The 19,290-nt window shown below is 32.1% G+C and carries 19 protein-coding genes and 1 riboswitch; of the genes, 15 read left to right on the top strand and 4 right to left on the bottom strand.

Translation table 11 applies throughout. The features are described 5' to 3' along the window. Positions 1 to 437: 437 nt before the first annotated feature. Positions 438 to 1,352 (bottom strand): aldo/keto reductase, encoded by a 915-nt coding sequence (locus ACF91D_RS19500; RefSeq protein WP_069792133.1) that lies wholly within the window; start codon positions 1,350 to 1,352, stop codon positions 438 to 440. Between the two features lie 158 nt (positions 1,353 to 1,510). Between ACF91D_RS19500 and ACF91D_RS19495 the strand changes: the two genes are divergently transcribed. The 3 genes from ACF91D_RS19495 to xerD all read left to right on the top strand — a co-directional run bounded on the left by ACF91D_RS19495 (position 1,511) and on the right by xerD (position 3,534). After that, positions 1,511 to 2,053 carry an NUDIX hydrolase gene (locus ACF91D_RS19495; protein WP_039068368.1) on the top strand — a complete coding sequence of 181 codons (543 nt, stop codon included), beginning with the start codon at positions 1,511 to 1,513 and terminating at the stop codon, positions 2,051 to 2,053. Between the two features lie 103 nt (positions 2,054 to 2,156). Further along, the gene (gene fur / locus ACF91D_RS19490; protein WP_039068367.1) at positions 2,157 to 2,603 is read left to right on the top strand and encodes a ferric iron uptake transcriptional regulator; all 447 of its coding nucleotides are present in this window, start codon (positions 2,157 to 2,159) and stop codon (positions 2,601 to 2,603) included. Between the two features lie 43 nt (positions 2,604 to 2,646). Beyond that, the gene (xerD, locus tag ACF91D_RS19485) at positions 2,647 to 3,534 is read left to right on the top strand and encodes a site-specific tyrosine recombinase XerD (RefSeq protein ID WP_039068366.1); all 888 of its coding nucleotides are present in this window, start codon (positions 2,647 to 2,649) and stop codon (positions 3,532 to 3,534) included. 74 nt (positions 3,535 to 3,608) lie between these two features. Here the strand turns inward: xerD and ACF91D_RS19480 are convergent, their stop codons facing one another. After that, on the bottom strand, positions 3,609 to 4,115 hold the full coding sequence (locus ACF91D_RS19480) for a DUF309 domain-containing protein (RefSeq protein ID WP_119585767.1): 507 nt from the start codon (positions 4,113 to 4,115) through the stop codon (positions 3,609 to 3,611). Positions 4,116 to 4,207: 92 nt separating this feature from the next. Between ACF91D_RS19480 and ACF91D_RS19475 the strand changes: the two genes are divergently transcribed. The 6 genes from ACF91D_RS19475 (at position 4,208) to ACF91D_RS19450 (ending at position 9,826) form a co-directional block, all read left to right on the top strand. Beyond that, positions 4,208 to 4,942, top strand: a complete 735-nt coding sequence (locus ACF91D_RS19475) for a segregation and condensation protein A (RefSeq protein ID WP_039068364.1) — start codon at positions 4,208 to 4,210, stop codon at positions 4,940 to 4,942. Further along, entirely contained in the window at positions 4,932 to 5,474 is a 543-nt protein-coding gene (gene scpB, locus ACF91D_RS19470; protein ID WP_172643886.1) for an SMC-Scp complex subunit ScpB, read from the top strand. Before ACF91D_RS19475 ends, scpB begins: the two co-directional genes overlap by 11 nt. Continuing rightward, on the top strand, positions 5,467 to 6,204 hold the full coding sequence (locus ACF91D_RS19465) for a pseudouridine synthase (RefSeq protein WP_107549816.1): 738 nt from the start codon (positions 5,467 to 5,469) through the stop codon (positions 6,202 to 6,204). Before scpB ends, ACF91D_RS19465 begins: the two co-directional genes overlap by 8 nt. Positions 6,205 to 6,334: 130 nt before the next feature. Next, positions 6,335 to 7,057: a response regulator gene (locus ACF91D_RS19460; protein ID WP_119585765.1), complete on the top strand. Its 723-nt coding sequence runs from the start codon at positions 6,335 to 6,337 to the stop codon at positions 7,055 to 7,057. Continuing rightward, the gene (locus ACF91D_RS19455; protein WP_327620591.1) at positions 7,044 to 8,819 is read left to right on the top strand and encodes an ATP-binding protein; all 1,776 of its coding nucleotides are present in this window, start codon (positions 7,044 to 7,046) and stop codon (positions 8,817 to 8,819) included. The genes ACF91D_RS19460 and ACF91D_RS19455 overlap by 14 nt, the downstream gene beginning before the upstream one ends. 258 nt (positions 8,820 to 9,077) lie before the next feature. Then, a riboswitch (FMN riboswitch) is annotated at positions 9,078 to 9,214 on the top strand. Positions 9,215 to 9,280: 66 nt separating this feature from the next. Next, positions 9,281 to 9,826: an ECF transporter S component gene (locus tag ACF91D_RS19450; RefSeq protein WP_101093767.1), complete on the top strand. Its 546-nt coding sequence runs from the start codon at positions 9,281 to 9,283 to the stop codon at positions 9,824 to 9,826. A gap of 345 nt (positions 9,827 to 10,171) precedes the next feature. Here the strand turns inward: ACF91D_RS19450 and ACF91D_RS19445 are convergent, their stop codons facing one another. Continuing rightward, on the bottom strand, positions 10,172 to 10,420 hold the full coding sequence (locus tag ACF91D_RS19445; protein ID WP_026113585.1) for a ferredoxin: 249 nt from the start codon (positions 10,418 to 10,420) through the stop codon (positions 10,172 to 10,174). Positions 10,421 to 10,530: 110 nt separating this feature from the next. Between ACF91D_RS19445 and ACF91D_RS19440 the strand changes: the two genes are divergently transcribed. The 4 genes from ACF91D_RS19440 to ypdA all read left to right on the top strand — a co-directional run bounded on the left by ACF91D_RS19440 (position 10,531) and on the right by ypdA (position 15,884). Beyond that, complete coding sequence (locus ACF91D_RS19440) at positions 10,531 to 11,493, top strand: helix-turn-helix domain-containing protein (protein WP_327620592.1); 963 nt, start codon at positions 10,531 to 10,533, stop codon at positions 11,491 to 11,493. Further along, positions 11,483 to 12,865: a RecQ family ATP-dependent DNA helicase gene (locus tag ACF91D_RS19435; RefSeq protein WP_101049407.1), complete on the top strand. Its 1,383-nt coding sequence runs from the start codon at positions 11,483 to 11,485 to the stop codon at positions 12,863 to 12,865. Before ACF91D_RS19440 ends, ACF91D_RS19435 begins: the two co-directional genes overlap by 11 nt. 140 nt (positions 12,866 to 13,005) lie before the next feature. Further along, the gene (gene ebpS / locus ACF91D_RS19430) at positions 13,006 to 14,676 is read left to right on the top strand and encodes an elastin-binding protein EbpS (protein WP_107549812.1); all 1,671 of its coding nucleotides are present in this window, start codon (positions 13,006 to 13,008) and stop codon (positions 14,674 to 14,676) included. 221 nt (positions 14,677 to 14,897) lie between these two features. Then, complete coding sequence (gene ypdA / locus ACF91D_RS19425; RefSeq protein ID WP_039068356.1) at positions 14,898 to 15,884, top strand: bacillithiol disulfide reductase YpdA; 987 nt, start codon at positions 14,898 to 14,900, stop codon at positions 15,882 to 15,884. Between the two features lie 124 nt (positions 15,885 to 16,008). Here the strand turns inward: ypdA and ACF91D_RS19420 are convergent, their stop codons facing one another. After that, the gene (locus ACF91D_RS19420) at positions 16,009 to 16,983 is read right to left on the bottom strand and encodes an asparaginase (protein ID WP_039068355.1); all 975 of its coding nucleotides are present in this window, start codon (positions 16,981 to 16,983) and stop codon (positions 16,009 to 16,011) included. A gap of 78 nt (positions 16,984 to 17,061) precedes the next feature. Between ACF91D_RS19420 and cmk the strand changes: the two genes are divergently transcribed. Then, a complete protein-coding gene (cmk, locus tag ACF91D_RS19415) occupies positions 17,062 to 17,721 on the top strand; it encodes a (d)CMP kinase (protein ID WP_107550127.1) in 660 nt (219 codons plus the stop codon). 293 nt (positions 17,722 to 18,014) lie between these two features. Next, positions 18,015 to 19,196, top strand: a complete 1,182-nt coding sequence (rpsA, locus tag ACF91D_RS19410; RefSeq protein WP_039068354.1) for a 30S ribosomal protein S1 — start codon at positions 18,015 to 18,017, stop codon at positions 19,194 to 19,196. The last annotated feature ends 94 nt before the right edge of the window (positions 19,197 to 19,290 follow it).

Genomic DNA, 19,290 nt, shown 5'->3' with positions numbered 1-19,290 from the left:
CCACTTCTCTAAAGAGCCACTTCTTGTAAGGGTTAGTGGCTCTTACACCTGAGTAAGTACTCAGGTGTTCCGCTTTTTAAGAGTTAGTGGGACTTATGCATGAGCATAAGCTCATGTGATTGACTTCTGAAAACACGTCATCTCAAGTTCTCATTGAAAATCCCTCTAAAACGATTCATTTTTTTTATAAGAATAAGAAATTGTTTGATTTTGTGGACGCCACATCATTCGGATACTATCATTTGCGGGAATAAGAACTGGAGTTTTCATTGATAGGGTAAGTTGAGTGATATTATAATCTTTATACAAAAGGCACCCCATAAGTTAGATTTTCAGTCTAAATTTTGGGGTGCACATCATTTTTAAATACGGATTAGTCCTTTAACTTGAGAATTGGGATATATGTCTCAGGCTTTTTGTACACACGTTTTAGCTCATTATTTCAAATGTTGTGTATATTCTAAATTTTTAACTCTTTCACGAGCAGCTTTTAATTGTTCTAAACTAATATCTCTTGAAAGCTGATAGTTCTTCACATTCTCATCTAATTGATCCACGCTACTTGCGCCAACTATAATCGAACCTAGGGCGTCATGCGAAGTAAGGTAATTAAATGTTAAACCTGTTAAATTACTTTCTATTTCTTTAATAGAAGCAATTGTTTCTCCTAATTCTTGATAACTATAATCAAAAATACCTTCAGCAAACTTATCATCTAAAGCTTGATTACTATTAGAAGTTAATAATCCTTTGAATACTGGCCCACGTGCGAGTACTTTCACTTTTTGTGCATGTATATCATCCAATAATGCTTCTGGTCTATTATCAATTAAGTTAAATTGTGACATTAGCGTTTCAATATCACTATGCTCCAAATAATAATCAATTACATTTGGGCGTATAGAAGAAATACCATAAGCACGCACTAAACCTTCTTGTTTTAACTCATCAAATGCACTTATCGTTTCATCTAAAGGATCATCAATTGTTCCCCCGTGTAATTGATACAAATCTAAATGATCTAATCCTAAACGTTTTAGTGAGGCTTTTACGGCTTCTTTAATATATGCTTTTGACGGATCCCAAAAAGTAGAACCATCTTGAGCCAAATGATTACCAACTTTTGTACCTATAACAATATTATCTCTATCTTGGTATTTTTTTAATGCCTTGCCAACAATATCTTCATTGATACCTTTATCATAAATATCTGCTGTATCAAAATAAGTAATGCCATGTTCTATCGCGCGATCAATAATTGGTTCTGCTTTATTATAATCAGTACCTAAACTCATACAACCCAAACCTAATTCTGAAACCTCGATACCACTTCTTAATACATTTTTTTGCATGTCGTTTCTCCTTTCGATACACTTAAATCATAGGGTGTAAAAACAATATATGCAATATTACTTAATTTGATGTGTATATTAACTGTAATAGTGCTCCCTACATACTACCGTATATATCTTAACAATAACTCAAATCAAATAAAAGGAACGTGATTAAAATGAACCTATATGAAAAGACCATACATAGTACATCCATTTATCAAGGAGCCATTATTGATTTAGAAGTACACGATGTTGAATTACCCGATGGTAAAACATCTAAACGTGAACTTGTTTATCATAATGGCGCTGTAGCAGTTTGTGCAGTAACACCTGAGAATAAGGTGTTACTTGTTAAACAATTTCGTAAACCAGCTGAAAAACCTTTATTAGAAATACCAGCAGGCAAACTTGAAATAGATGAAGTACGCACAGAAGCTGCTAAGCGTGAATTAGAAGAAGAAACAGGTTATATCGCTGAAGAGCTAGAACTAATAACTGAGATGTACGGATCTCCTGGCTTTTCAAATGAAAAAATATCAATCTATTTGGCTAAAGACTTAAAAGTAGGTCAAATGAATCTAGATGACGATGAATTTATTGAATTAGAACAATACTCTCTATTAGAAATCAAAGACATGCTTAAAAACAAACAATTTGAGGATGCTAAAACTATTATTGCATTACAATACTTACTCCTTAATTATAATGATTATAAATAAGAAACGTGTATACTTGCGTATTTTATCAATTACTGGTATTTTATATATAAATCATTATACAAATTAAAATGATTATAATTATTAGTAGGGGAGTGAGGCTTCCGTGGAAGAACGTCTAAATCGCGTGAAGCAACAATTACAACAATCTTCATATAAATTAACGCCACAACGTGAAGCGACGTTACGTGTATTAATTGAAAATGAGAAAGATCATTTAAGTGCTGAAGATGTATATTTAAAAGTAAAAGACAAAGCACCTGAAATAGGTTTAGCTACTGTCTATCGTACACTTGAATTATTATCCGAACTTAAAGTAGTTGATAAAATTAATTTCGGAGATGGTGTTGCTCGATTTGATTTGCGCAAAGAAGGTGCAAAACATTTCCATCATCATCTTGTTTGTATGGAATGTGGTAAAGTTGAAGAAATTGAGGAAGATTTATTACCTCAAGTAGAGGAACGCGTTGAACAAGATTTTAATTTTAGAATTCTAGATCACCGTTTAACGTTTCATGGTGTGTGTTCAAATTGCCAAGCTCAAGGTAAGTAATCGCGTACGCACAAAAAACCTTTTATGAATAGAGGTGTTAAGCTTGGACGATATAATTGAAGAATACTTAAAATTTATACAATTAGAAAAAGGATTGAGCACGAATACAATAGGTGCATATCGTAGAGATTTAAAAAAATACAAAGCTTTCATAGAACTTCAAAAAATTAGCCACATTGACTTCGTTGATAGACAAGCTGTTCAATTATGTCTTGGTCATTTACATGATGATGGAGCATCCGCAAAATCTTTAGCACGTTTTATATCAACAGTTAGAAGTTTTCATCAATTCGCGCTAAGAGAAAAATATGCTGCAAAAGATCCAACTGTACTAATTGAAACACCTAGATATGACCGTAAGTTACCTGATGTACTAGAAATTAATGAAGTGTTAGCGTTATTAGAAACACCAAACCTATCAAAAAATAATGGCTACAGAGACCGCACGATGTTAGAGCTTCTATATGCAACAGGCATGCGTGTCTCTGAATTAATTCAAATTGAACTTGAAGATATCAATTTAATTATGGGATTTGTTAAAGTATTTGGTAAAGGGAATAAGGAACGTATCATTCCATTAGGTGATGCTGTTATTGATTATTTGACTACATATATAGATACAGTAAGGCCACAATTATTAAAAAGAACCGTCACTGATGTATTATTTTTAAATATGCATGGTAAACCATTATCTAGACAAGCGATATGGAAAATGATCAAACAAAATGGGGTCAAAGCAAATATAAATAAATCTTTAACGCCGCATACTTTAAGACATTCATTTGCTACCCATTTATTAGAAAATGGTGCAGATTTACGAGCTGTTCAAGAAATGTTAGGGCATTCCGACATTTCTACAACGCAACTTTATACACACGTATCAAAATCACAAATCCGCAAAATGTATAATGAATTTCATCCACGTGCATAAACACAGACCAGTTTATTCGTAGAATAACTAGCCTGTGTTTTTATATGTCTAATATTCAAAATTGAACTTATATCTTACCTTTTGGAATTTTTTCTTTCTTGAAGCGCTTGTAGACGCGCTGCATGAACTTCAGTTCTATCTCTTTCTAAATGATGATTTACTATATAACTATCCTCTATAGTATAATCAGTCATCGTAAAGTTAGGGTATGACTTTAATATAGCTTGTTGCATAGTAGAAGTTAATGGCAATTGTATTGGTACAAAATTATCGTTATTTTTAGCTGCTTCGATTAATTCTAAAAGCATCGTTTTATACGATTCTATTTCAATGCCTAAGTCTATTGCATCAGTATATGCTTCGATTACATTTAACGCTTTACTAAATGATCTCATGGCACCTTTATAATTAGCTCGACGAAAATGATAACACCCTGTTGCTAGTAAGATTAAACTTACGACGGCATCGTCTTTACGAAAGTGTTCGTTGTCTTTCCATGCTTCTTCTAATATGTCGTGACACAAAAAGTAGTGTTGTTTCGTGTGAAAGTGAAAATAAAAATCTTTTAAAGCTTTTTCCATATTAAAACCGCTCCAAATTTAAATGTTTACAATAAACATGCTATAATATTTTAGTGAATTACGCACTTAACTTGCGATATGAGGTAGATAAAATGTATGAAGTAAAGTTAGATGCCTTTAATGGTCCATTAGACTTATTATTGCATCTTATTCAAAAAATTGAAATCGATATTTATGATATTCCAATGAAGGAATTAACTGAACAGTATATGCAATATATTCATGCGATGAATCAGTTAGAAATAAATATTGCAAGTGAATACTTAGTGATGGCTTCTGAATTACTTGTGATTAAAAGTAAGTTGCTTTTACCACAATCAAATGAAGAAGAAACTTTAGATGATGACCCACGTGATGATTTAGTCGGTCGTTTAATAGAATATCAAAATTATAAAGCATACACAGAAATTCTAAATGAAAAGAAATCAGAACGTGCTTACTATTTTTCGAAGCATCCAACCGATTTGTCACATTTAGAATCCACAGAAACATGGGATTCAGAAAATACAATAGATTTAACAGAATTAATCATTGCCTATCAGAAAGTAAAAAATAGAGTGGAATTTAATACACCTAAAACTGTTGATATACACAAAGAAACATTTACTATTCAGCAGGCTACAACACAAGTTTCTGAACGTTTAAAGCAACATGATTCTTTTAATTTCTTTAGTTTGTTTAATTTTACTGAACCCGTTGAAATGGTTGTAACACATTTTCTAGCAATACTTGAAATGTCTAAATCTGGTATTGTTAATATTGAACAACCCAAAAGTTTTGATGATATCAATATTTTAAGAGGGGTAAACTATGGCATTGAACGTTAAAGGAATCCTAGAATCACTACTTTATACAGCTGGTGATGAAGGTTTAGATAAGAAACAATTACTTGAAATTTTAGAAATAGATGAAGCTACTTTATCAGAACTTGTAAATACATATGAATCTGATGGTCTATTGATTCAACATTATGGTCAAACTTATGTATTAACAACTAAAAAAGAAGCTTCGGAATATATCGAAAAATTAATTGAACAAAAATCAAAAATGAAGTTATCACAAGCCGCAATGGAATCTTTATCTATTATTGCCTATAACCAACCTTTATCACGAAGCGATATTGAAATGATTAGAGGTATTAATTCCGATGGCGCTGTTAAAACTTTAATTGCTAGAGGTCTTGTAGAAGCAAAAGAACAAGCTGATTCAAGAAGTCAACAGCTCTATACCACCGAATTATTTCTAAATGTATTTGGTATTGAGCATTTGGATGATTTACCTACGACAGATGAAGAAGATGAAGAAATCGAAGCATTCTTCAGTAATTTAGTGAACCAAAAAGGAGAAAATAATGAATAAAGAAACAGAAAGACTACAAAAACGTATCGCTAATAGTGGTTACACATCACGCCGTAAAGCAGAAACGCTTATTACAGAAGGTAAGGTTAAAGTTAATGGGACAGTAGTTACTGAATTAGGCACAAAAGTGAAAACTTCAGATAGTATAGAAGTTGAAGGAATTAAACTCGAACAAGAAGATAAGTTATACATTCTATTTTATAAACCAGCACAAGTGATTACAAGTGTGTCTGACGATAGAGGTAGAAAAGTCGTAACAGATTACTTTAAAGAAATTAAAACTAGAATATACCCTGTTGGCCGATTAGACTATGACACTTCAGGATTACTTTTATTAACAAACGACGGGGAATTTACAAATTTAATGACGCACCCTCGCTATAAAATAAAGAAAAAGTATGTGGTAAAATTAAAAGGATACTTAATGAGAGAAGAAGTTAAAGCTTTAGAACAAGGTATAAAATTAGAAGACGGTGTCACACAACCTGCTATTGTAAAAGTGAAGAATCAAGATAAAGAAAAAAATAATACACTTGTTGAAATTACAATTACAGAAGGACGCAACCGCCAAGTTCGACGTATGTTTGAACATTTTGGACATCAAGTATCTAAACTTCAACGTATTGAATTTGGTCCACTAGACTTAAAAGGTTTAAACGCAGGTGAAGGCAGAGTATTAACACCACACGAAGTTAAAACGATTCGCCACCTTGCAGAGCACGGTAAATAAATATTAATTTCACTTCTTCTATGCTTATGAGAATTTTTTCACAAACTTTGAAGTCACAGTCACTTTTCATGTCTAACCTATGATATAATATTGTTGAATTTGAAAGTAGCAGTGTGGGAGGTATATATGCATGTCAAACGAAATACTTATCGTAGACGATGAAGATAGAATCAGAAGATTATTAAAATTATATCTTGAAAGAGAGTCTTTTGAAATACACGAAGCAAGTAATGGTAATGAAGCATATAAAATGGCTGTAGAACATGATTATTCTTGTATTTTATTGGATTTAATGCTACCAGAAATGGACGGAATCACTGTAGCATCTCGTTTAAGAGAACATAAAGAAACACCCATCATTATGTTAACTGCAAAAGGTGAGGAAACTAATAGAGTAGAAGGTTTTGAATCTGGCGCTGACGATTATATCGTAAAGCCATTTTCACCACGTGAAGTTGTGTTACGTGTCAAAGCATTATTAAGACGCACACAAGTTGCATCTACTGAACAAAGTGAGCCTCACGCAAGAGATTTAATAGAATTCGATCACTTAGTTATAGACAATGATGCGCACCGAGTGTTAGCTGATGGTAATCAAGTGAACTTAACGCCTAAAGAATATGAGCTATTAATCTTCTTAGCTAAAACACCGAATAAAGTATTCGATAGAGAACAATTATTAAAAGAAGTTTGGCATTACGAGTTCTATGGAGACTTGCGTACAGTAGACACGCACGTTAAACGTTTAAGAGAAAAATTAAATCGAGTATCAGAAGATGCAGCTTATATGATACAAACTGTATGGGGCGTAGGTTATAAATTTGAAGTCAAATCAAATAATGAACCTACTTAATAGTGTAGTTGTAAAACTGTGGTTAACTATAATTTTTATAGTAACTACAGTTTTAATTCTATTAAGTGCAGCTCTTATAACGTTTATACAGTCTTATTTTACTCAAGAAACAGAAGATTCTTTATTAAAAGATGCCAAAAGAATAAGCCAACTTGTTGAAAGTTCTGACGATAGAGCTACTGCTATCGAACATAGTCGAAAATTAATTGAAGGCCCCGTTGGTTTAATTATAATGAATGATAAAGATAAAGATAACCACGGCAATGATATTACTAAAAATGAAATGTTCAAAGAAATTAAAAATAATAAAGATTATGAGCGTGTCTTTGACCACGGCAAACAAATTTCAGAACATGTTACTGTCAATCTTAATGGTAAACAACGTACATATGTATTAATTGGTTATCCAACAAAAAATATTGAAACAGAAAATAGTCCAAACAGTGAATATAGTGGTGTCTTTATTTACCAAGACTTAAAGACAATAGAAGAAACCAATAATGTTATTACAGTTATTATCTTAATCATTGCTATTATCTTTTTAGCAATAACAACTGTATTTGCATTTTTCCTATCGTCACGTATAACAAAACCACTACGTAATTTGCGAACGCAAGCTCTAAAAGTCTCTAAAGGCGATTATGCTCAAGTTGTCCCAGTCAATTCCAAAGATGAAATCGGGGAATTATCCCGTACGTTTAATACGATGAGTTCTGAAATCCAACAGCATATTGACGCATTATCCTCCTCTAAAAATATTCGCGATAGTTTAATCAACTCTATGGTTGAAGGTGTTTTGGGATTTAATGATAAAAAAGAAATTATTATTTCTAATAAATTAGCCAATACAACTTTAAAAATGTTAGATGAATATGCGTTAGAAAAATTAGATGAACAAAATGAGCTTACTTTTAGTAGTAAAAAAACACAGTTTGAGGTTTATGAAATAAATACACGTTATTTTGTAATTATTACCAGTTATATAGAACAAATACAGCCAGATGGCAGAAGTGGCATCGTAGCTATTATTCGCGATATGACAAATGAGCATAATATGGATCAAATGAAAAAAGACTTCATTGCAAATGTCTCTCACGAATTACGTACACCTATTGCTTTATTACAAGGATACACCGAATCCATTGTTGATGGCATCGTAACTGAACCTGATGAAATTCACGAATCATTATCTATCGTTTTAGATGAAACTAAAAGGTTAAACAGGTTAGTAAATGAATTATTAAATGTAGCACGTATGGATGCTGAAGGCTTGACTGTGGATAAAACCATTCAACCAATTGATCCATTGCTCAATAAGATGCAACAAAAATACCAAAAGCAAGCCAAAGATTTAGAATTAAATATGAGTTTAAATCCAGATACACATCAACATTTATGGTATTTCGATTCGGACAGAATTGAGCAGGTTTTAACTAATTTAATTGACAATGCATCTAGATATACTGAACCCGGAGATGCAATTAATATAGAAATAGATGAAACTGATTCAGAGCAAATACTATATATATCTGACACTGGCTCAGGCATAGCCCCTGAACATCTACAACAAGTATTTGATCGCTTTTACAAAGTGGACACTTCACGTAAGCGTGGCAAACAGGGAACTGGGTTAGGATTATTTATCTGTCGTATGATAATCGTCTCACATGGAGGTACTATTGATGTAAAAAGTGAACTAGGTAAAGGGACTATTTTTATTATTTCATTACCTAAACCAGAAACTGACAGAGACAATACTTAAGTTTTGCTGCTAATTGAATGAATAAATAACAAATAATTATTTTTCATATTAGAAGTTGAAAGTAATAGTATATATCCATAATATTCTTACGATTAATTCATTTGTGTGTAGAATTTAAAACTGCCAGCAAAGTTGAACACTTTGTTGGCAGTTTTTATACTCGTATCATCCATATTATTAATATCACTAATATATTTTAAGCAAGTCTATTGTTTTTATCTGAGCAATAAGCTATGATAAATTTATAAAATTTAAGAAATTCATCTTCGGGGTAGGGTGCAATTCCCAACCGGCAGTAATATAAGCCTGCGACCCATTTTTCTAATTAATAGATTAATGGCTGATCTAGTGAGAATCTAGAGCCGACAGTATAGTCTGGATGGGAGAAGATGGAGGGTTTATTTGTTGTGCAATTACATCCTCCTATTCTATGAAAGATGAATGGAAGGAGATAATTTAATATGCAACAACAAACCAAACGCCTCATCACAATCAGTATGTTGAGTGCAGTAGCATTTATTTTAATGTTTATCAAGTTCCCAATACCGTTTTTACCACCATATTTAACATTAGATTTTGGTGACGTGCCTGCTTTATTAGCAACATTTACTCTGGGTCCAGTAGCTGGACTTATTGTAGAATTTGTTAAAAACTTACTCAATTTTCTATTTAATGTTGGTGATCCAGTAGGCCCAGTAGCTAACTTTTTAGCAGCATCAAGTTTTTTATTAACAGCTTATTTTATCACTAAACATAAAGATGTGCTTAAGTCCCAAATTATAGGACTTAGTGTAGCTACATTGGTAATGACAATCGTCTTAAGTATACTAAATTACTTTGTTTTATTACCTTTATATGGCATGATTATGAATTTATCCGATGTAGTAGAAAATGTTAAAATAGTAATTGTATCGGGTGTTATACCTTTTAATATTATTAAAGGCATCGTTATCTCAATCGTCTTTATTCTTTTATATAATCGCTTAAAAAACGTTTTACCACGTTAAAAATTTTGTATAACTTGTCATCAAATATAGTAAAAGCCCTTCAAAATTGACACTTAATAAGTGGAAAAATGAAGGGCTTTTTTATTTTGCATATAAACGTAAATGTTAACTCGTAAAATTATAAATAAAGTTACTATAATAAATTGAAAAGTGTGTAAATGAAAAGTAATTTTACTTACTACATTCGAATTCATTATAATTGCCAAACTCTTGTAGTATGACTGAATAGAAAAACTCGAGACATCGATTGATGTCCCGAGTTAAAATTCAAATATGTCTAAGTTATCAATTGAAGTCACAGGATTAGTAGATAATCACTTTTTTACAGTTAAATTAAATCTAATTCTATTCAAACTTTAATGCATCACCATCAAATGGTTCTTCTTCAATTTTAATAGAATCAGTAGGGCATCCGTCTATTGCGTCTTCCATATCTTCATATAATTCTTCTGGCACTTCTGCAGTACCTTGGTTATCATCTAGTATAACATAAGCGATACCTTCGTCATCATAGTCATATATATCAGGGGCAGCGGCACCGCAAGCACCACATGCTATGCATGTGTCCATATCAACAATTGTATATTTAGCCAATTTCTTCGCCTCCTTTGACAAAAATGCTACAATAATTACACAAATATTATTGTAATCACTGTTTATCATTTTTTCAAATGTTTTCGATTTATAAAAGTGAGGGAGCACCCATGTATAATTTAATTCATTTTGCATATACAAAGTCACATAATTACAAAACCGAAAAAAGTATATTTAATATTATCACAGGTAAAAAGTCGCATCAAACCTTTTTTGATGCCTGTAGTCAACAACTCTTATCATTGTATCATAGTATGCCCAAACTAAAATATCCATTATTCGAACAATATTCTAGTAATTCTAACATCCAAGAACAACAAATTCAAAATATCATTAGCCATCCTCGACATACTTATGATAGTTTGTTAAATACTTTCAATGCGATACAATTGTTGACTCAAACATTATCGAATACCCAACATAACAATTATCAATTTATACCTATTACACAACATAGAGTAGTTCACCAGAAAGTTAAATATTTATATAAGAAAATTTCTGACGGCCATTTAGAAAAATCATTTATAGCAGAACTTACATTACTTTTTCAATCTTTAACTAAAAAAAATAATGACATATATATTCATTATTATTTACAAGGGTTTGAAGAAAGTATGTACACAAGACAACAAATTAGTTTAATTGAAGAAATATCACAAGAAATGCTTTTTGAATTAGAAATGAGGGATTTAGTTACTTTAATGTTTGAAATAGAGAACGAAGAAAAATACCCACTATTACATAACTTAATTATTCTTCCAACATTATTAAACAAAACCCAAAAAACATATTTAGGAATACAAAATGGATTAAACTTCAAACAACTTGCTGCGCAGCAAAATGTTAAACCTAATACAATCGATGATCATATTTTAGAATTGTTTATCAAAGGATACATAACCGATTACGATAGTTATTTAGACCATATAGAATACAAACCATTTATGACTTATTATATAGCTAATCGCAGTGAGAGACTGCGCAACTATAAGGACACTTTCTCTGAACTCAGTTACTTTGAAATTAAATTAATTATTGTTGGTGTCGAAAGAGGTGAACTAAATGTTACATGAAGACTTAAAAAAATGGTTTGGATTTGAATCATTCAAACCAGGTCAAGAAGAAATTATTAACAACGTACTTAATAACGTCGACACTTTAGGCATTTTACCTACTGGTAGTGGTAAAAGCTTATGTTACCAATTACCAACCTATATAAAACAAAAAACAACATTAGTTATTTCTCCGTTAATTTCATTGATGGATGACCAAGTTATGCAACTCAAGTTACAGGGCGAAAAAAATGTATGCTGTATACACTCGGGCATGGATGAAAATGAAAAGCAACAAAATATTAATTGTTTGAAACAAAGTAAGTTTATATTTTTAAGCCCAGAATTTATATTACAAAGTTACAATTTTAAATTAATTAAAGATTTAACTATCGGTATGATTGTATTAGATGAGGCACACTGTTTATCAGAATGGGGTTATGATTTTAGGCCTCATTACGCGCTTATAGGAAAAATCGTAAATCATTTTCAAGAAGCTACCGTATTGGCATTAACTGCAACCGCACCTTCTTACTTAACTTTTGATTTAGAACAAATATTAAATAAATCATTTTCAGTTATAAAAAATAGTATGAATAGAGATAATATTTCTCTAACGCATAAAAATTTTGCTGATGATGATGAAAAATTAAAATGGCTATTACCTACATTAGAGCAGTCAGGTCCAACAATTATTTATGTGTCCTCTAAAAAAATGTGTCTATCACTAGCTCAAAGTATATATAATTATGGCTTTTTAACTGGTATTTATCACGGCGACCTATCCTACCAAGAAAGACATACCGTACAACACCAATTTATTAATAATGAAATCCCTATTATTGTAGCTACAAGTGCTTTTGGAATGGGAATTAACAAAAAAGATATCAGAACAATTATTCACTTTCATTTATCTACAAGTCCATCTAGTTATATGCAAGAAATAGGTAGGGCAGGTCGTGATGGTAAACAAAGCCAAGCAATAAGTCTTTACCAACCTGATGATAGCTATCTTTTAGAAACGTTATTATTTACAGATATAATTAACATTGAAGATGTAAATGCATATGAATTATCTCAGTTCCTACCACCAGAAAAGTCAGATATACTTGATGTACTACGTACACAGTATACTTTTGCCCAATTACGTAATATCTTTGATATGGCTTATAAGCGCAAAAAGACAGGTTATATACGTATGTTAGGCTATAAAAATATCGATCAATGTAGAAGGTCTTATTTAATTGAATTTTTTGATGAAAGTTTGGTAGAAAAACCTGAATTATGTTGTGATAATGATTGTGAATTAAAATTAATAAATATAATAAATAGAAAAAAAGTAAAAAGAAAAATGGATTTTAATGAAAAAATACAAAATTTGTTTAAAAAATAGACAATTACTTTACTTCACATTTTCAATCAAGCTATAATACGACATATACACTTATTTAACAGTATTTTTTCTAAAAAATTTATACATATTTACGTTCTGTTAGGGTAAAACAGTATATAATTAAACAAAAAGGAAGGATGATGAATTTGTCTAAAAACAATTTTAAAGATGATTTTGAAAAAAATCGTCAATCTATTGATCCAAAAGAACATCAAGATAATACCAAGGATTCAGTTAACAATTCGGTTGACAATGTAAAAGAGGAAGTTTCTGATAAAACAGACGAACAATTCCCTCCAAGAAATGCACAACGTAGACAACGTAGAAGAGATACTGCTACAAACCAAAGTGAAGACGAACAGACTAACCAAACAGACCAACAAGAACATAGTGAGGATGATGCGTTTGGTAGTGAGCAGTATAACGATGGCAATTCAACATCTGACCCAACTGTAGGACGTGAAACTGACGATCCTTCACAAAACAACAATTTAAATCATGAAGCTGCTAATGATAAAGCAAACACTAATGATCATGAGTATAACAATGATAATAACGCTTCGCCGAACCGCGAAAGTTCTAAGAAAAAAGGTGCTGCTGTAGCAGGTGGAGCCGCGGCTACTGGTGCTGGCGCTTATGCTGCTGGCAAACATCAAGGTACAAACGATTCTGATGCTAGCCATGATGAGTCGCTAAATGACAAACAACAGCATGCAGATGAACAAAATGTTGATGAAAATCAACAAGATAACCAATCAAGTCAAGACCAAAACGAACCACAACAAGATGACTCTAAAAATGGCTCTAAGAAAAAAGGTGCTGCTGTAGCAGGTGGAGCCGCGGCTGCTGGAGCTGGTGCATATGCAGCGGGTAAACATAAAGGTAAAAATGATAAAAATGCTAGTCATGATGATACAACAGAAAATGACAAAAACGACAACAAAGATCAACAAAATAACGAGAAAAGTAGTAACAAGAAAAAAGGTGCTGCTGTAGCAGGTGGAGCAGCAGCTGCTGGAACTGGTGCTGCTGCTAGCCATTCAAAATCAAGCGGTGGTAATAGTGGTAACGGTAACGGCGGCAACGGTGGTAACGGTGGTAATAACAACAATGACGATGACGACAACAAGAAGAAAAAAGGTGGTTTATTAGGTAAATTACTACCTATTCTTGCTGCTATCTTAATCTTAGCTGCTATTGCTATATTCGCCGGTATGGCACTTACTGGAAACAACGACGATAGTAACAACAACGATGATAAAAAAGTCGCTGATAATAAAGATAAAGATTCTGATAAAGACTCTGACAAAGATAAAAAATCAAATGACGATAAAGCTAACAAAGATGATGACAAAAATGCCTCTTCTGACTCAGATGACAACAGTAATTCTTCAGATGATGGTAATAGCGATTCTGATCAATCTGATTCTGACTCTCAAGACCAAGCAAATAGCGATCAAAACCAAGCAAATAGCGATCAAAACCAAAATGATCAAAACCAAGCTAATCAAAGTGATCAATCACAACAAAATCAACAAGGCAGTCAATCACAACAAAATGATCAAGCCAATACACAAAATGGTTCAACTGAACAATCTCAAGGTTCATCAAATAATAACCAACAGAATGACCAAGCTTCAACTAATAATTCTGGACAACAAACACATGTTGTAAATGGCCAAAATCTTTATAGAATTGCCATCCAATATTACGGCGAAGGTTCTCCAGAAAATGTAGAAAAAATTAGAGAGGCTAATAACTTACAAGGTAATGACATCCATAATGGTCAACGTTTAGTTATTCCTCAATAAAAAATAAGTATTTATTTCATAATTCAAAATGGATACCAGTAATAATCCATTCATATAAAAAAGATCTCACTATGCGTTAATTCTTGTAGTGAGATTTTTTTATTTTCTCAATATATTTATAGAGCCAAATAATTTTGTAATAAAATTTTCAATTTCTTTCATTTGGTTTTTTTAAAACTATTGGTATAATATATGGGTGGTAAAAGGAGGACGAAGGAAGAATGCAAACTGTTGAAAGTATAATTATAGGCGGCGGCCCTTGCGGACTTAGCGCTGCTATTGAACAAAAAAGAAAAGGTATAGATACATTAGTTATAGAAAAGGGGAACGTTGTAGATGCTATTTATAATTACCCAACACATCAAACGTTCTTTTCTTCAAGCGATAAATTAAGTATTGGGGATGTACCATTTATAGTGGAGGAAAGCAAACCACATCGTAATCAAGCATTGGTTTATTATAGAGCTGTTGTAAAACATCATCAACTTCGTATTAATGCTTTTGAAGAAGTCCTCACAGTAAAAAAAATAAATAATCGTTTTACAATAACGACTACTAAAGATGTATACCAATGTAGGTTCCTTACTGTAGCTACAGGTTATTACGGACATCATAATCAACTTGAAGTTGAAGGCGCTGAGCTTCCAAAAGTTATGCATTACTTTAAAGAAGCACACCCTTATTTTGATCAGAATATAGTAATTATTGGCGGTAAAAATTCTGCTGTTGACGCAGCATTGGAATTAGAAAAAGCTGGCGCAAACGTTACGGTCATTTATCGCGGTAGCGATTATCCTAAAGCAATTAAGCCATGGATATTACCGAACTTTGAATCTCTCGTCCGTCACGAAAAAATTAATATGGCATTTGATTCAAATGTGGTTAAAATAACTGAAGATAGTGTTATTTATGAACAAAATGGACAAACATTAGAAATAGCTAATGATTATGTTTTTGCGATGATAGGATACCACCCAGATTATGAATTCTTACAATCTATAGGTATTGAAATTAACGAAAATGAATATGGCACTGCGCCTGTCTATAATAAAGAAACATATGAAACAAATGTAGAAAACTGCTATATTGCAGGTGTTATTGCTGCAGGTAACGATGCAAATACAATATTTATCGAAAACGGTAAATATCACGGTGGTATCATAACTCAAAGTATTTTATCTAAAAAACAAACACCACTTGAATCATAAAACGATTATTGCCTAATCACTGTTTAACTATGTATTTATAAAATTTCTTATTAAATAAAAAAAGTGCAGTCATTTATAATTTACTATAAGTGTCTGCACTTTTTTATTTATATATAACAATTCATTATAACTGTGATTCGAAATACTTTTTCAATTGTTCTGAAGATAATTGATTACTTAAGCCTACAAGTAGTTTTAAACGCGCTTTAGGACCATTTAAGCCATTTGAAAAAATAACGCCTTTATCAGCTAAAGTTGCACCGCCACCTTCATATGCGTATATAGGCCCAACGATACCATTGAATGATCTAGAAACTAGAACAATTGGTATATTTTTACGTAAACAATTATCCAAACCTTCTAAACTAGTTGGTGGTAAATTACCTTGTCCAAGTCCTTCAATAATAATACCGTCTACATTATTTTGGCTATAAAAAGACAACACATCACTGTGCATCCCCATATATGCCTTAACCAAAGGAATGTTTAAATTATGGTTAATTTCATTAAGGATTAGATGCTCAAAAGGTTTGTGATGAAATTGTACACTGTTTTTAGTTACCACACCTAAAGGGCCATGGTTAGGACTTTGGAATGTATTCGTATTAGAAGTATGTGTTTTCGTTACATTGCGAGCAGTATGTATCTCATCATTAAAGACAACCATAACACCCATGTTTGTAGCTTCATCACTTGTTGCCACTCTGATTGCAGATATGAAATTATATAATCCATCAGAACCAATTTCGTTTGAGGAACGCATTGCACCTGTAATTGCTATAGGTTTAGAAATAGCAACAGTTAAATCTAGTAAGTATGCAGTCTCTTCTAATGTATCTGTACCATGCGTGATGACAAAAGCATCATAACTTTCATTTTGAGCTGCATCTTCAATTAATTCTTTTAATTTTTCAACATATTTAATGTCCATGTGTGGTGACGGAACATTAAAAGGTGTAATTTCAGTTACATCAGCATACCTTTCTATTACATCCTTATGATTGGATATAGGATTGTCAGTATTTGTAACTACTTTATTAGCTTCATCTTGTGACATGCTAATAGTGCCACCAGTATGAATAACAAGAACTTTTTTCATGCGGGCATTCCTCCTATTTATAAAGTACATATTTATGATAAAATATTATTCATAAAACAACAAGGAAGGGTTACTAAAATGAAATTATTAAATATCGCACTTGATGGACCTGCAGCAGCAGGAAAAAGTACAATTGCTAAGCTTGTTGCTGGTGAATTATCTATGATTTATGTAGATACTGGTGCAATGTATCGTGCAATTACTTATAAATACTTACAACAAAATAAAATTGAGGACTTTAATCAATTAATCGATACTACAGAGTTATCACTCACTTACGATGAAATCAAAGGTCAAAGAGTCATTTTAGATAATCAAGATGTCACTGATCACTTAAGAGAAAATAATGTGACAAGTCATGTATCTTATGTGGCATCAAAAGAACCAGTTCGTACTTTTGCTGTAAAAAAGCAACAAGAACTAGCAGCTAAAAAAGGTATTGTCATGGACGGTAGAGATATCGGAACTGTCGTATTACCGAATGCTGATTTAAAAGTTTACATGATAGCTTCAGTAGAAGAACGGGCATTGCGTAGACAAAAAGATAATGAGCAAAGAGGTATTGAATCCAATCTAGAACAATTGAAAAAGGAAATTGCTGACAGAGACCATTACGATATGAATCGTGAAATTTCTCCTTTGATGAAGGCTGATGATGCTATTACTGTGGACACAACAGGTAAAAGTATTGAAACCGTAACAGCAGAGATATTATCTTTAGTAAAATCATTAGATTAATTGTAGTAGTCTCAGATTTGTTATCAATCTTTTCATATAGTGTAAAAAGGTTATACAATGAGAAAAGTGGGTATATAATATACGTGCATTATTATAATAAACAGAATTACTATACTATATAAATAAATGTAAAATACAGGTGAATTTTTTGTTATTTTTGTTAGCTTGAAAATCCCTATTTTACAAAATATTAACAAATTAAAATCGTTCCCTCGAATAAAGGGGAATTTCTTGACAATTCTGTCAGTTTATAAGATGTTATAATTATGTAGTGTAATAAGGAGGCAGACAAGATGACTGAAGAGTTCAACGAATCAATGATTAACGAGATTAAAGAAGGGGATAAGGTTACTGGTGAAGTTCAAGAAATTGAAGAAAAACAAGTAATCATTCATGTCAACGGTGGTAAATTTAATGGTATAATCCCTATTAGTCAACTTTCAACGCATCATATTGATAATCCAAGTGATGCTGTAAAAGTAGGCGATGAAATCGGCGCATATGTTACGAAAGTAGAATATGACGAAGAAAATGAAACGGGCGCTTATATTCTTTCAAAACGCCAACTCGAAACTGAAAAATCATATGAATTTTTACAAGAACAGTTAGATAATAATCAAACTATTGAAGCTAAGGTCACTGAAGTTGTGAAAGGTGGCTTAGTAGTAGATGTTGGTCAAAGAGGATTTGTGCCAGCCTCATTAATTTCTACAGATTTCATTGAAGATTTCTCTGGTTTTGAAGGACAAATTTTAAAACTTAAAGTTGAAGAATTAGATCCTGCAAATAATCGTGTCATTCTTAGTCGAAAAGCAGTAGAGGCATTAGAAAACGCAGAGAAAAAAGATAAACTACTAGAGTCACTTAGTGAAGGTGACGTTATTGAAGGTAAAGTAGCGCGTTTAACTAATTTTGGTGCTTTTGTTGATATCGGGGGCGTGGACGGTCTTGTACACGTTTCAGAATTATCACATGAGCACGTTAAATCACCTGAAGACATTGTAGCTATTGGAGATAGTGTGAAAGTTAAAATTAAATCTGTCGATAAAGATTCTGAACGTATTTCACTATCTATCAAAGATACATTACCAAGCCCTTTTGAAGCAATCAAAGGCGAAATCAATGAAGGTGAAGTTATTGAAGGTACAGTTGTTAGATTGACAAACTTCGGTGCTTTCGTAGAAATTCAACCTGGCGTACAAGGATTAGTTCACATTTCAGAAATTAGTCATTCCCACATCGGTACCCCTGGCGAGGTATTACAACCAGGTGAAGCGGTGAGCGTAAAAATATTAAGTGTAGATCCTGAAAACGAACGCATTTCATTATCTATAAAAGCAACATTACCAGATGAAAATATTATTGAAAGCGATAGTGCAACTACGCAATCTTATTTGAATGATAATTCAGAAGATGAAGATAATCCAACACTTGGTGATGTGTTTGGAGATAAATTAAAAGATTTCAAATTTTAACATTATGAGTAATAGCAATTTTAAATCTTGTCCTAGTATATGATAGGGCAAGATTTCTTTTTTTGTTATTCAAATTCCCCATGAGAAATCTAAA

The organism is Staphylococcus sp. 231237_7MaSpsaltlick, assembly GCF_043107035.1.
Note: the sequence above shows the minus strand (reverse complement) of the source record. Positions and strands in the feature narration are given on the sequence as shown.

What these genes read in the sequence shown, in the direction of transcription:
- ACF91D_RS19500 (WP_069792133.1), bottom strand. Translation starts at nt 1,352, where the DNA reads ATGCAAAAAAATGTATTAAGAAGTGGTATCGAGGTTTCAGAATTAGGT.
- ACF91D_RS19420 (WP_039068355.1), bottom strand. Translation starts at nt 16,983, where the DNA reads ATGAAAAAAGTTCTTGTTATTCATACTGGTGGCACTATTAGCATGTCA.
- ypdA (WP_039068356.1), top strand. Translation starts at nt 14,898, where the DNA reads ATGCAAACTGTTGAAAGTATAATTATAGGCGGCGGCCCTTGCGGACTT.
- ACF91D_RS19460 (WP_119585765.1), top strand. Translation starts at nt 6,335, where the DNA reads ATGTCAAACGAAATACTTATCGTAGACGATGAAGATAGAATCAGAAGA.
- cmk (WP_107550127.1), top strand. Translation starts at nt 17,062, where the DNA reads ATGAAATTATTAAATATCGCACTTGATGGACCTGCAGCAGCAGGAAAA.
- ACF91D_RS19465 (WP_107549816.1), top strand. Translation starts at nt 5,467, where the DNA reads ATGAATAAAGAAACAGAAAGACTACAAAAACGTATCGCTAATAGTGGT.
- ACF91D_RS19455 (WP_327620591.1), top strand. Translation starts at nt 7,044, where the DNA reads ATGAACCTACTTAATAGTGTAGTTGTAAAACTGTGGTTAACTATAATT.
- ebpS (WP_107549812.1), top strand. Translation starts at nt 13,006, where the DNA reads ATGAATTTGTCTAAAAACAATTTTAAAGATGATTTTGAAAAAAATCGT.
- ACF91D_RS19450 (WP_101093767.1), top strand. Translation starts at nt 9,281, where the DNA reads ATGCAACAACAAACCAAACGCCTCATCACAATCAGTATGTTGAGTGCA.
- ACF91D_RS19435 (WP_101049407.1), top strand. Translation starts at nt 11,483, where the DNA reads ATGTTACATGAAGACTTAAAAAAATGGTTTGGATTTGAATCATTCAAA.
- rpsA (WP_039068354.1), top strand. Translation starts at nt 18,015, where the DNA reads ATGACTGAAGAGTTCAACGAATCAATGATTAACGAGATTAAAGAAGGG.
- ACF91D_RS19480 (WP_119585767.1), bottom strand. Translation starts at nt 4,115, where the DNA reads ATGGAAAAAGCTTTAAAAGATTTTTATTTTCACTTTCACACGAAACAA.
- ACF91D_RS19495 (WP_039068368.1), top strand. Translation starts at nt 1,511, where the DNA reads ATGAACCTATATGAAAAGACCATACATAGTACATCCATTTATCAAGGA.
- ACF91D_RS19440 (WP_327620592.1), top strand. Translation starts at nt 10,531, where the DNA reads ATGTATAATTTAATTCATTTTGCATATACAAAGTCACATAATTACAAA.
- ACF91D_RS19475 (WP_039068364.1), top strand. Translation starts at nt 4,208, where the DNA reads ATGTATGAAGTAAAGTTAGATGCCTTTAATGGTCCATTAGACTTATTA.